This is a genomic window from Hyella patelloides LEGE 07179 (assembly GCF_900659865.1).
GTDB lineage: Bacteria > Cyanobacteriota > Cyanobacteriia > Cyanobacteriales > Xenococcaceae > Hyella > Hyella patelloides.
Genome location: NZ_LR213780.1, coordinates 17317 through 30521 on the forward strand (window position 1 = coordinate 17317; position 13205 = coordinate 30521).

10 protein-coding genes are annotated in these 13205 nt (G+C 37.1%); 5 read left to right on the plus strand and 5 right to left on the minus strand.

All coding sequences use genetic code 11. The features are described 5' to 3' along the window. Positions 1-102: 102 nt before the first annotated feature. The 4 genes from H1P_RS35745 to H1P_RS04055 form a co-directional block, all read right to left on the minus strand. Positions 103-264, minus strand: coding sequence for a hypothetical protein (locus H1P_RS35745; RefSeq protein WP_186375825.1), 162 nt, complete (start codon positions 262-264; stop codon positions 103-105). A gap of 94 nt (positions 265-358) precedes the next feature. Continuing rightward, positions 359-1990, minus strand: a complete 1632-nt coding sequence (locus H1P_RS04045) for a mechanosensitive ion channel family protein (protein WP_246141458.1) — start codon at positions 1988-1990, stop codon at positions 359-361. Between the two features lie 186 nt (positions 1991-2176). Further along, a complete protein-coding gene (locus H1P_RS04050; protein ID WP_144864403.1) occupies positions 2177-2917 on the minus strand; it encodes an amino acid ABC transporter ATP-binding protein in 741 nt (246 codons plus the stop codon). Between the two features lie 373 nt (positions 2918-3290). Continuing rightward, complete coding sequence (locus tag H1P_RS04055; protein WP_144864405.1) at positions 3291-4163, minus strand: Tab2/Atab2 family RNA-binding protein; 873 nt, start codon at positions 4161-4163, stop codon at positions 3291-3293. A 445-nt stretch (positions 4164-4608) separates the two neighbouring features. Between H1P_RS04055 and H1P_RS04060 the strand changes: the two genes are divergently transcribed. From H1P_RS04060 to groL, 3 genes are all read left to right on the plus strand, one after another. Continuing rightward, entirely contained in the window at positions 4609-6600 is a 1992-nt protein-coding gene (locus H1P_RS04060) for a response regulator (protein ID WP_144864406.1), read from the plus strand. Between the two features lie 39 nt (positions 6601-6639). After that, the gene (locus tag H1P_RS04065; RefSeq protein ID WP_144864408.1) at positions 6640-7500 is read left to right on the plus strand and encodes a response regulator; all 861 of its coding nucleotides are present in this window, start codon (positions 6640-6642) and stop codon (positions 7498-7500) included. A 118-nt stretch (positions 7501-7618) separates the two neighbouring features. Continuing rightward, positions 7619-9289 (plus strand): chaperonin GroEL, encoded by a 1671-nt coding sequence (gene groL, locus H1P_RS04070; RefSeq protein WP_144864410.1) that lies wholly within the window; start codon positions 7619-7621, stop codon positions 9287-9289. A gap of 141 nt (positions 9290-9430) precedes the next feature. Here the strand turns inward: groL and H1P_RS04075 are convergent, their stop codons facing one another. Further along, positions 9431-10195, minus strand: coding sequence for a class I SAM-dependent methyltransferase (locus H1P_RS04075; RefSeq protein ID WP_144864412.1), 765 nt, complete (start codon positions 10193-10195; stop codon positions 9431-9433). Between the two features lie 397 nt (positions 10196-10592). Here H1P_RS04075 and H1P_RS04080 point away from each other — a divergent pair, with 397 nt between their 5' ends. Further along, positions 10593-12113: a lipopolysaccharide biosynthesis protein gene (locus H1P_RS04080; RefSeq protein WP_144864414.1), complete on the plus strand. Its 1521-nt coding sequence runs from the start codon at positions 10593-10595 to the stop codon at positions 12111-12113. Between the two features lie 198 nt (positions 12114-12311). Then, positions 12312-13127 (plus strand): class I SAM-dependent methyltransferase, encoded by an 816-nt coding sequence (locus H1P_RS04085; protein WP_144864416.1) that lies wholly within the window; start codon positions 12312-12314, stop codon positions 13125-13127. The last annotated feature ends 78 nt before the right edge of the window (positions 13128-13205 follow it).

A 13205-nucleotide genomic window follows, 5' to 3' on the forward strand; every position in this document is an offset into this window, starting at 1 on the left:
CCTTCACAAGTTTATGTAGTCTACAGTTACGAGATGTTTAAAACTTCTTGTAACTGGCTTATAGCTTATGGCTTATGGCTTATAGCTAGGAGCTTCGCTCCTTTATGTATAGGCAATTGCACTTATAACGGTTTCCATTTCTTCTTTCATTTCTAAAAACTCGCTGTAGTCGGCAATAGTATCTAACTCAACAATATTTAAAGTGATTTCAGCGATCGCCCATAAAGAAACATTAATCAATAATTTTTGCCATCTAATTTTCATCTCCTTAACCCTCTGCTTTCTATAATTTGTCTAGTTTCCAAACAAAAAAAGATATGCATTAAGTATGTGAAGCATGGGATGAGCTTAAAAATCTTTATTTGCTAATGTCTTGATTATCAGGGGATTTTTTTAACCAATGCATTAGAGCTTTTTCTACTTCACCAGATAACCCTATGGATAGGTTGGGGTTACGGATTTCAATATCTCTATGGGGAAAGGGAATTTCTATTTCACGTTCGCGGAATAACTTCTCAATCTGAAAATAAATATCGCTTTTAATAAATACTTGGTGACTTGGTTCAGAAATCCAAATTAATAGCTTAAAATTCAAAGAACTATCTCCAAAACCGTCAAATAGGACTTGGGGTGCAGGATGACGTAATACTTCAATCTGGGTTGTTGCTGCTTCTAAAAGGACAGATTTTACTGCTTCGGTGTCAGAACCATAAGCAACACCTACTGGCAAATGTAATCTCGAAATTGAATTTTCATGAGTCCAATTTACTACTTCATCCGCCAATAAACTGGAGTTAGGAACAATAATTGATATGCGATCTAAAGTTCTTAAAACAATACTTCTTGCACCTACTCTTTCTACAGTTCCTTTATAACCATTAACCTCAATAAAATCGCCTACCTGTACCGAACGTTCAAATAGTAAGACTAAACCGCTAGCAAAATTTTTAGCGATGTCTTGAAACCCGAAACCAATACCAACACCTAAAGCACTACCTAAGATAGTTAAAGAGCTTAGATTTAACCCCCAAATTTGCAATAAGATAATTGTGCCAAGAAAAACTAAGCCGTACTGAACAATAATAAAAACTACTTCTTGAGAACCTCGACTCATTCCTGTGTGATTAAGAATACGAGTCCTCAATAAATTGGTAATAGTTTTAATCAGAGAAATTAATCCCCAAAATAATCCCAGTAAAATTAAAATACTAATAATAGAGTAATTTTGATTTCCTAAAGAAAACAAGGGCGAATTTAAGGCATTCCAAAGACTACTTAAGATTTCGTAGCGTAGTCTTCTAGTTAAAGGAAATAAATCAGTTATCCAGAAAGCAGCAGTTAACCACAGTAAAGTTTTAGTTAAGCCTAATTTTACTTTAGACAAAAAACTCAATTCTAGAGTATCAGGAGAAGATTTAGCTCTCAGAACAGGAACTAAATTTTTCCAAGTTTCGATTAACGAGTGAGTTTTTAAAAGGTCTAGAATGCGATTCAAGATAACGGCGATCGCCATTATAATAATAGCAACAACATAATTGCTATATTGATATTTTTTCGTTCTTTCTTGCTGTGCGGTAATAATGGAGTTTCTAATTATCTTTTTTAAATAATTAGCTTTATTTTCTGTCTTTTCTCCGTCAGTTATTTCTTTAGAAGTTACTGTAAATAGATAAGTATCATTTAAAAATATAATAGGTAATCCATTAAGATTTTTAATTTCTAATTCAGGAGGTTTATCCGCATTTACTGCCTTTTTCAGCTTTTTATTAATATCTGCTGCTCGTTGAATTGCCGTTATATAGTTATTTTGATTAACAAAACTACCTATTTGAAAAAGCTCTCTACCATCTAAAATTACGGCTGCACGATCTTCTTCTAATTCAAAAGGCGAAAAAATGGGAATATCATTGACCGAAAAGTCAGGCAAGTTAACTGTTGGTTGCTGTGCTAATACAGGAGTTACTAAAACAAAGCAAAAAGAGAGTATCAATAATACTATTTTGTTAGCTAAATAGCTCAATTTTTGTCTTCTCCCAAAGTACAATTATTAGCTAGTGTAACGAAATAAAATAGTAATTACCGTTGTAAATAAGGAAATTTTGAAAATAAGAGGCAACTGGTAATAGACAAGATGAATTTTACTCAATATTTAGCTGAGGAAGCTAATAGAAAGCCGTTATAATATCTGAGACAAAAATTCTTGCGATCGCTCTTCTTGAGGATTATTAAAAAAATCTTCAGGAGTAGCAATTTCGACGATCGTTCCTTCATCCATAAAGACTACTCGATCTGCCACTTCTCTAGCAAAACCCACCTCATGAGTTACACAAACCATCGTCATTCCAGACTCTGCTAAATTACGCATCGTATCCAAAACTTCCCTTACCATTTCAGGATCGAGAGCTGATGTCGGCTCATCAAATAACATAATTTTGGGTTGCATTGCCAAGGCTCTAGCGATCGCAACACGCTGTTGTTGTCCCCCTGAAAGTTGACCAGGAAACTTACTTGCTTGCTCTAAAATACCAACTTTTTCTAATAGTTGCATCGCAACTTCTTCAGCTTTATTTTTTGACCATTTTCTGACCCAAATAGGAGCTAAGGTAACATTTTGTAAAACTGTCAAATGGGGAAATAAATTAAATTGTTGAAATACCATTCCCACTTCTCGGCGAATAGTTTCAATATTTTTTAAATCGTTAGACAGTTTAGTTCCATCAATAACAATTTGTCCTTTTTGATAGGGTTCTAGAGCATTAAAGGTACGAATAAAAGTTGATTTTCCCGAACCAGAAGGCCCCATAATTACGACAACTTCTTGTTTATTAACTTGCAGGTCAACCCCCCGCAACACATGAAAGTTGTTATCGTACCATTTTTCGACGTTTTGAGCAGTGATAATAGATTCAGAGTTCATAATGATATAACGATGAAGGATGAAGAAAGAAGAGCTGTCTGACTTTACTTTCTCTGAAATTCAAAAATCTCCAAAAAATAGGGCGTTGGTGAATGCATAATGCTGAGACAAGTTTTTACTAATCTATGCTGTTATTCAAAATTATTTCAAAGCAAGAAAGCTTATAGCAAGAAAGCTTATAGCTACGAACCGTATTATTTTGGGTGACATTACTGTCTTGAACGAGTTGCTCATTGAGGGAAACCCCCAAGACCCCTAAAGGACTCGGCTTCGCCGTCGCGCACTCGTTCGCTAAATCAGCAACGCCAAAAATAGTAACGAACAGCAAGTAGCGAATAGTATCTTATCTAATACTTCAAAATTACTAAAGCTCTTATTCTTTTAGTAGCCAAAATCCAGCAAAAGATTCTGAATTAGGATCGGACTGTACGGCTAAGAAATGGACATTATTAGCTTGACTCTTTGCCTGAGCAAATCCTTGAGCTTCTGCTAATGTTTGTTTATTGGTTAGGTTGGCTAAAATCCAACTATCACTAGCTCCTGTTTCTAAACGCAATTTAGAGAGATCGCCTGTTTCTAGTTGCAAATAACCCATTTCCAAACCAGACATCCAAGCAGCTAAAGGAATAGCGCGGGGAGAAAAGACAATAAAACCAGGTATTTTAGTTTCAGGAGAAATTTCCGCCACAGATAAGGGAAAAGATTCCCCAAAGCTAATTTCCCACTCTGGCATCTCTGCAAAAGCAGACGCTTCTAAACTCACAAAAGCCCAGCGATCTGTTTTATCTCCTCGTACCGCATCGGGTAAAGCAATTGCATTTAGCGGGGGATACTTGACAGAAGTAGAATTAGCAGCTTTGGCATCATAACCAGGTTCTTGGGGGTATACTTCTTGATACCTATTTTTCAGCCATTCTTCTAAAACATAGGTGCGACGACTGGGAGCAGCAGCAATTCCCGCATCTTCACAAGCTTTGGTAATCATATTGTTCATTTGACGGCGAAAGAAGCGGATTTTTTTAGGCGTATTTCCCGTTTGGGCGATCGCCTTTTCAATAGCTTCTCGCAACCAGAGGGAATTAACCGTTTTACTAGGACAGTATTCTGTATACTTAAATAGTTGTTCGGTTGTATTTGTGACATCAATAGGGCTTTCACAAATTAAGACTTCCCAGAGTTTTTTCTGATTTTCATCCAAAACGGGACGGGAATAAAAATCTAGTTCCCAAATACTACTATTTATCATCTTTTTTTTAAGCGATCGCGCTCATCCTCATTATAAAATCTGTTCTTTAGTTTACCGAAGCGTGATTGAACATAGCGAGGAAATTTCTTCTTTCTCGTCCATACTGAGTTTTTCACGAAAAAATTACTATTCTATGAATAACTCTGACTTCTTAGATTATTATCTATTACGTGAAGATTCAGTAAATTTACGGAAAAAATCCTTTATCAATCGCAAAGTAGTGGTAAAAATTAATGTAATGTAGTACGAAAAAATTGAGCAGTAGCTAACTTTAAGTATTTAAACGGAGTTGATTATAAAAACAATTTTACTGTTACCCCACCCTAATCAAGAAATTTAGTTTTGTCTTGAGTAATTAATATTTATTTTTTTACCTATTATTTATTTTGTTTGTCGCTCTCGTTTTTAAACTTTAAACATTTGTTAGTTAGTAAAGTAGTTAATTATGGTTCGCATTCTTCTGGTAGATGAACAGAAAGTAATTCGAGAAGGTTTGAGAGTTCTATTAGAGTCTGAGCCAGATATTGAGATTGTAGCAGCAGTTGATAATGGTTATGCTGCTATTTCTAAAATTGAGGAGGTTAATCCCAATATTCTATTTCTTAGCATCAAATTATCCGAAATCGAAGGATTTGATGTTGTCGCTATTATTCGTAACAAGTATCCAGAAGTCAAGGTTATTATCTTTAGCGATGGAGTAAATGAGCAGCATTTAATCCAATCTCTAGAAATGGGTGTCAAAGGTTATTTACTGAAAGATACTCCTCTACAAGAAATGGTTGAAGCCATTCATGCAGTCAGTAAAGGAGATACTCATGTTGCCAACACCGCTTATGAAAATATTATTCCACAAATTTCTCAGACTTTATCTGAACTCAGCACTGACGAATCAGAAATTGTTTTTGGTGAGGCATCGGAGTATCAAGAACTTCCAAAATGGGGAATTTTAGATACTCCTACTACTCCACAAAACTCTTCTGATACAATTGCTAATCGCGCAGCCATTAAACCCGAAGTCAACTCTTCTGAATTCAAACCTTCCCCACATTTGTTGATGCCTGTGGAAGATGAGTTGGAGCCTCCCTTATCTTTACCTCCAGAAGAAAAAGAAGAAGACTCTGTCGAAAAGAATGGATTGAATCGCTATTTTTCGGCAATTAGCATCGCTAGTTTCGGATTGCTAGCAATTTCTATTGGTGTCATGTCGGTTATTTCTCAACGTTCTCCTCAAGTAGTAATCGAAAATGCCGTAATCAATGGCAAAACAATCCCTATTAATAGCCCAATACGGGGCAAACTAGCCAAAATAAACTATCCCCAAGGTGCATCCGTAAATGCAGAGAGTGTAGTAGCGACGATTGAACCCTTATTAGGCGATCGCTATCAGCCCATAACAACCCAACTACAAGAACAAATAGAGTTAAAAAAACAACAGGAAACTGTGGCTCGGCAATCCCTTTCTTTTTTAGAAGTCAGTTTACAAAGTCTGGAGCAAGAATCGGTAAATAATCCTTCAGGAAAAGTGGACACCTTAATCAGAAGTCTCCATCTCAATCAAATTAAATATCAAGAAACAGCCCTCAAAACCGCAAAACTCCGAGAAGATTCTGCCAAAATAAACTATGAAAATTTACAGCAGATGTCCGAACAGAATCGGCTTTCTGAGGCACAACTGAATTCGGCAAAAAACTCGTGGAACCTGGCTAAACTAGCGATTGAAGAGATAACTGTCAATCTTGAGAGTACTCGCCAAGAATATGAACTACTAAAGCAAGAAATTACAGGAGGTAAACAACAGTTAAAAAATCAATTATCACAAAAAATTGCTCGGCTAAAACAGCAAATTGAAAATCAACAAATTTCTGTAAATCTCCTACAAGAAGAATTGGCTAATCTGCAAAATGAACTGGTTACAGCTATTTCTCAAGCAGCAGAAATTCAGTCAATCCCGATTAAATCCCCCATTACAGGAGCAGTTTATACTCACCAATATTCAGAAGGAGAAATAGTCGAGAGTTCTGAAGCAATTGCCACTATAATTGACTGCAATTATCTGTGGATCGAAGCTACGGTTAACCCTGAAATCGTCAGCAAAATTGATACCCAAGAACCAGTTACCGTAACTGTAGCGGATCGAAACTTATCTTTAACAGGTAAGATTAGTTTGATTGAGTCTTTGAGTAGTCATCAACAAGACTCTTACAATGGTTCAACACAAAGGGCTATTTCAACTCAGATTCCCCCCACAGTCACAGCAGGTAACTATTCAAGGGTGGTTGTTACTGTTCCTTCCTCTGTAGACCTTTTAAGTGGTCAGCAATATTGTAGTGTCGGACAGACGGCTCGACTTTCTTTTGGCGAAGAGCATGAAGAATCAGTTGTTAGCCGATGGCAACCGCAATGGTTATCTAAAATTTTGACATTTCAATTTTACTAATCAAAATTACTAAAAATACATTTGACGAGGATATTTTGAATGATCCGTATCCTAATAGTGGACGATCAGAGTTTCACCAGAAAAGCAATTCAAGCAATTTTGGAAAAAGAAGCTGATTTTCAAGTCATTGGACAAGCAGCCAATGGAATTGAAGCCCTCAAGTTTATTCAACAGAATCGTCCCGATATTGCCCTGGTAGATTTAGAAATGCCAGAAATGAATGGCTTTAGTCTGACGTATCAAGTTGCTCAAGATTTTGCGGAGACTAAAGTTGTTATTTTGAGTGCCTGTGAAGATCGCGATAGTATTGATACTGCGGTTAAAGCAGGAGCAAGGGGTTATTTATTAAAAACCACTTCTGGGCAAGAAATTTCTGATACCATTCGTTACGTACAAAGGGGTTATTTTCAGTTAGGCCCTGGGTTATTTGAAAAAATCTTGTCTAGCCTCAATAATATACCTCCTGTAACCACAGAAGAGTTATCTCGCTTTCAAAATAGCTCCCAAAGAACTGTTGAAAAGCTAGAAGCCGAAATGCTACGCAAAAACGATCTGGTTCGCCGAGATTTATTTAATGAGCTCGAACGGCAGATTGATAGTCTTAAACAAGACTTTCGTAAAGGATTAGAAGTTTTTCAGCAGCGAGTTGGCGATCGCATGAATCAAGGTCTCAACTCTCTAAGCGATCGTTTTGAACGGGAAGTTGATTTCGATCCCCATATCTGGGAAAAACAAATTAACGCCAGAGATTTAGAACGACAGCAACAAGTTAATCGAATGTTGACAGGAACTAAAAAATCGATGCTCAATCTCGAAAAGAAAGTAGATTTTTTACGTAATTGTCTAATTTTTTTGGCAGTCACTTTCTTGGCAGAAAAAATAGCCATGTTTGTTTTCTAGATATCCGTACCAGCTAGTTGAGTCGCAAAACTATAGAATTTATTATTAGCACTCTAAACAGTAGAGTGCTAAATTTGCAGATGAAGACACAACGGAACTAAAGAGAAAGTAAACTGATATGGCGAAAATTGTTTCGTTCAATGAAAAATCCCGACGTGCATTAGAAAAAGGAGTTAACGCCTTAGCTGATGCCGTAAAAATTACTCTAGGCCCCAAAGGTCGTAATGTCTTATTAGAAAAACAGTTTGGCGCACCCCAAATTGTCAATGATGGGATTACGGTTGCCAAAGAAATTGAATTAGAAGATCCTTTAGAAAACACTGGTGCTAAGCTGATCCAAGAAGTAGCAGCCAAAACCAATGATAATGCAGGAGACGGCACAACCACCGCTACTGTGATTGCTCAAGCATTGATTCAAGAAGGGCTCAAAAATGTTGCAGCAGGAGCTAACCCTGTGGCACTTAAAAGAGGCTTAGAAAAAATTACTGCTTACTTGGTACAAGAAATTATCTCCTTAGCTACTCCCGTTGAAGGTGGTGCTATTGCCCAAGTAGCTAGTGTTTCTGCGGGTAATGATGAAGAAATCGGCAACATCATCGCTGAAGCAATGGAAAAAGCTACCAAAGATGGGGTAATTACCGTAGAGGAATCAAAATCTCTAGCTACTGAACTTGATGTGGTAGAAGGGATGCAAATAGATCGAGGCTATATTTCTCCTTACTTTGTCACAAATCAAGAAAGACAAATTGTTGAGTTTGAAAACCCTGCAATTTTAATTACTGATAAAAAAATTAGTGCCGTAGCCGATCTAGTTCCCGTACTAGAAAAAGTGGCTCGCGGTGGTCAACCATTACTAGTTATTGCTGAAGACATTGATGGAGAAGCTCTAGCAACTCTAGTCGTGAATAAAGCTAGAGGTGTTTTAAACGTTGCAGCTATCAAAGCTCCCAGTTTTGGCGATCGCAGAAAACAAATGTTGCAAGACATTGCCATCCTTACTGGTGGTCAGCTAATCTCCGAAGAAGTAGGCTTAAGCTTAGACGCAGTTTCCCTAGAAATGTTAGGTAATGCAGGGAAAGTAACCATTGATAAAGAAAATACTACTATTGTTTCTGGTGGTGGCACAAGCGAAGAAATTGGCAAACGAGTAGCTCAAATCCGCAAACAGCTAGCTGAAACCGATTCTGAATACGACGGTGAAAAGTTACAAGAACGCATCGCTAAACTTGCTGGTGGTGTGGCAGTTATTAAAGTAGGTGCTGCAACCGAAACCGAGCTAAAAGATCGCAAACTCCGCATTGAAGATGCTCTTAACGCTACCAAAGCAGCCGTTGAAGAAGGTATTATTCCTGGTGGTGGTACAACTTTAATTCACCTTGGAAAGAAAGTTTTAGAATACAAAGAGCAACTCAGTGATAGCGAAGAAAAAGTTGCTGCGGATATTTTCGCCAAAGCGTTGGAAGTTCCTTTACGTCAGATTGCTGATAATTCTGGAGTAGAAGGCACAGTAATTGTCGAAAAAGTTAAAGATAGCGAATTCAATGTTGGTTACGACGCTGTTACTGGCAAATTACAAAACATGGTTACTGCGGGAATTGTCGATCCCGCAAAAGTAGTACGTTCTGCGGTACAAAATGCAGCTTCTATTGCAGCGATGGTCTTAACCACTGAAGCTTTAGTCGTCGAAAAACCCGAACCCGAACCTCCAATGCCTGCTGGTGGTGGTGGAATGGATCCCATGGGTGGCATGGGCGGTATGGGTGGCATGGGCGGTATGGGTATGATGTAAGATTACCCTTATTGAGCCAAAAACCGAATTTTTTTAGTTGGACTATGGACTAGGTGTTATTAGTGTTAATACTTAGTCCAATTTTGTTTTATTTAATTAAGCAAAATTACTGGGTTGTTGAAGCATCAATAGCAATCAAATTTAGGCATAACAAACTGGAACAATATCAAGGTACTTCTCCTGATACATAGCTGGTCGTAAAGGACATTCTTTAGTCGGCCATTGACTACGATCTTCATAAACGTACAATTGGTGTTTTTGAGGTAATAAATCGGAACTAATGCGCTCGACTTTATTAAAATAAAGTTCATAGCGATCAAAATAATCTAAACCAGGAGCCCTTACGTGATATTCTTCATAGGGATTAGGTTCAGGATATTCAATAGTCGTTTCGGCAACTAAAGGTATTGGTAAAACAGCGATCCCATGAGGCTTTAATATGCGACGAATTTCTGAGATTGCCTTGAGATCGTCTGATACGTGTTCCAAAACATGGGAAGCAAAAATGAAATCGTAGCTTCGATCGGCAAACGGAAGGTTCTGTAAATCAACTTGATAATCGACATTGGGCATATATAGATCGGCTGTTTCATATTTCTCAAATTTGGTAGCAAACAAATCTCGAAAAAAAGCTTCTGGAGCAAAATGCAGCATACTTAAATTTGAAGTATCCATACTTTCTAATAGCTGTTTAACGACTACATAGTGAATACGATGTCTTTCTAAAGCACGACATTGGGGACACTGGGCGTGTTTTCGATAACCAGTGGGGGGATTAACGTCTTTAAAAGCACCAGTATAATTGCACACTGGGCAGTTAAATTGTTGTTTGTTGAGATTTTTGAGTTTAAATATCCAAGGAATAGCCTTCTTTTTTAATTTTTGCCTTTGGTTTTTTAGATTCATGATTTTGTAAGTCTTATCTACTTAGAAAAGGATAATCTCAGAAACTTTTGAGCAGACTAAATTGTTAGGCGTTGCTGAATCACAGTATGATTTTAATAATTAGAGCTTTTTTATAAATCTTTAGAAGGCTATTAGCTTATAGCTATTAGCTTAGAGGAGGGCGTGTCTTTTGAGCGTGAGGGATGCTGGTGTACCCTGTGCTTATCCAATCACGCTGTTGAGGTCTCCTCAAAAGTTTATATCGCCCGTCTACGAACTTTGTCATTATTGATTTCAGACCTCAAATCAGCAACGCCAATTGTTATGAGGCAATTTTTTCTAATAGCTCAACACTCAAGATAATTTATGCTATTTTTACATAGTACTGAAGATTGGCAAGTTTAATTAAGGTTAATTAGTGTCAAAACAAAATCAAAGCTCTATATCTAACAAATCTAGAGAGTATTTCAGCAATGACAATTTAAAAACAGACCTTAAAAAGCGATCGGTTCGTAGTGGTGCGGTTACTATTGCTGCCCAAGCTAGTAAATTTGTAATTCAAATGGGATCGACAGCAATTTTAGCCAGATTGCTCTTACCAGAAGATTACGGCTTGATTGGGATGGTGACAGTAGCGATTGGTTTTGCCAAATTGTTCAAAGACTTAGGACTAGCTAACGCTACTATACAGAAAGCAGAAATTAACCACCAGCAAGTCAGTACCTTATTTTGGATTAATTTTGCTATTAGTTGTCTGGCAGCAGCGATAGTAGTGGCCTTAGCACCCGTTGCATCTTGGTTCTATCAGGAATCTCGCTTAACTGGAATTACTATTGCCTTAGCCAGTACTTTTATTTTTGGTGGTTTGACAGTACAGCATCAAGCATTATTGCGACGACAGATGCATTTTGGCGATCTAGCAAAGATTGAAATTATATCTACTCTGTCTGGTGTTATAGCAGCAGCGATCGCTGCTTGGTACGGGTTGGGTTATTGGGCATTGGTGTTAATGCAAATTGTGACAGCTGCGGGTAATGCATTGGGAGTGTGGTGGGCTTGCAGTTGGCGACCAGGAATGCCCGTTAAAGATTCGGGAATTAAATCAATGCTGGCTTTTGGCGGAAATGTAACAGGCTTTAATTTAGTTAATTATTTTTCCCGCAATCTTGATAATATTTTGATTGGTCGTTATTGGGGTTCACAACAACTCGGTCTTTATGCCAAAGCTTATCAATTAGTGTTGTTACCAATTCAGCAGATTAATGCTCCAGTTACTAATGTAGCTCTTCCTGCCTTATGCAGTTTACAAAATGATCCCCACCAATACCGCAGATATTACTACAAGGCAATTTTATTAATTAGTACCCTGGGAATGCCTTTGATTGGCTTTTTATTTGCCTCAGCAGATAAAGCAATTTTGCTAGTTTTAGGGGAACAGTGGTTAGAAGTAGTTCCCATTTTTCAATTTCTGTTACCTGCTGCTTTTAACTCTACTATTGGTGTTGGTTTAGGCTGGGCATACCAATCACTAGGCTTAGTCGATCGTCAATTGCGTTGGGGGATTATTTCATCAGCTATTAACGTTATTTTATTTTTGATTGGGGTGCGTTGGGGTGTTTTGGGAGTGGCTGCGATTTATGGCTTATCTCGACCAATTTTCCTCATAGCGGGATTTGCCTATTGCTACCATCAAACCACTTTAAAATTAACCAAGTTAATATCTACTCTCTGTCCTCCTGCTTTGGCTTCTACAGGAGCAGCAATGATACTTATAAACACTAATTTGGTCTCATATTTAAGAATTAATATATTAGTGAGTATATTGATTGATTTAGGACTATATTCTGTTTTTTATCTTCTGATCTGGATTATGATGCCTAATGGTAGAAATATTCTCTGGGAGATGCTACAACTGGCACAAGTTTTGAGAGCTAAGTAAATGGAGAAAGAATACTCAAAAAAATTCCGCGTCAATTTTGTTCAATTATTGTATTCCCTTAATAGGTATTGTAAAACACTGAAATCAGACGAGAAAGCATCTTAGATTAGAAAAAACTTTTTCGCGATTAAGCATCAAAGAAATTAAAAAACTCTGAATATTTTGACAAAATACCCAAAATAATAGCTAACAATTGCCATGAAAAACGTCTCGGAATGGAAACCCACTAAGATTAAAAATTACGGTGATAAATTTTGTGTCGATGAGTCAGGAATGGCTCCAGGGAGTTTATACATCACACTAGAGGCTTTTCGCGTTGTTGATTCACACAAATCTTATTTACATGGACATTTAGTAGATTTAGGATGTGGCAATGTTCCTTATTACGAATGGTATAAAGATCGAGTAGATAAAGTAACTTGTATTGATTGGCCACAAAGTAACCATGAGGCAAAATATGTTGATGTTTTTGCTAACTTAAACCAGAGTTTGCCCTTGGAAGATAGCTCTGTAGATTGTGTTTTTTCAACTTCAGTTTTAGAACATATCAGTGAACCTCTAGTATTGTTGAAAGAAATTAGCAGAATTTTAAAGCAAGATGGCTACTTAATTCTAAGCGTACCCTTTTTATACCATTTACACGAAGAGCCATTTGACTATTATCGTTATACACCGCATGGTCTCAAGCATCTCGCAGAAAAAGCAAGTTTAGAGGTGGTTTTATTGAAACATTTTGGTAATGGTTTTGGAGTATTTGTGGATGTTGTATCAAAAATAGTTGAAGTTTTGATTGGAATGATTTGTAGATTTCTGCCTAAATACATAGCAGTATTTGTTAAAAAAATAGGAACTAAAATTTTACGTTTATTTCAACATAGTTGTTTTTATATTTTGAAACAAAAACCAGTATTGCAAATCATAGATAAAGCTAATTTATCTTCTCGAATTGCCCTGGGTTATTTTGCAGTTTTTAAGCTCAAGAACAATACAGATGTTCAATCAACACCTAGTTGACAGGAAAGTAGCTTCTACTCTCTTTGCTCGAAGAAAATAGGTAAAGCCTCTAGTCAGAAAAACTCGAAAAAAAGATTG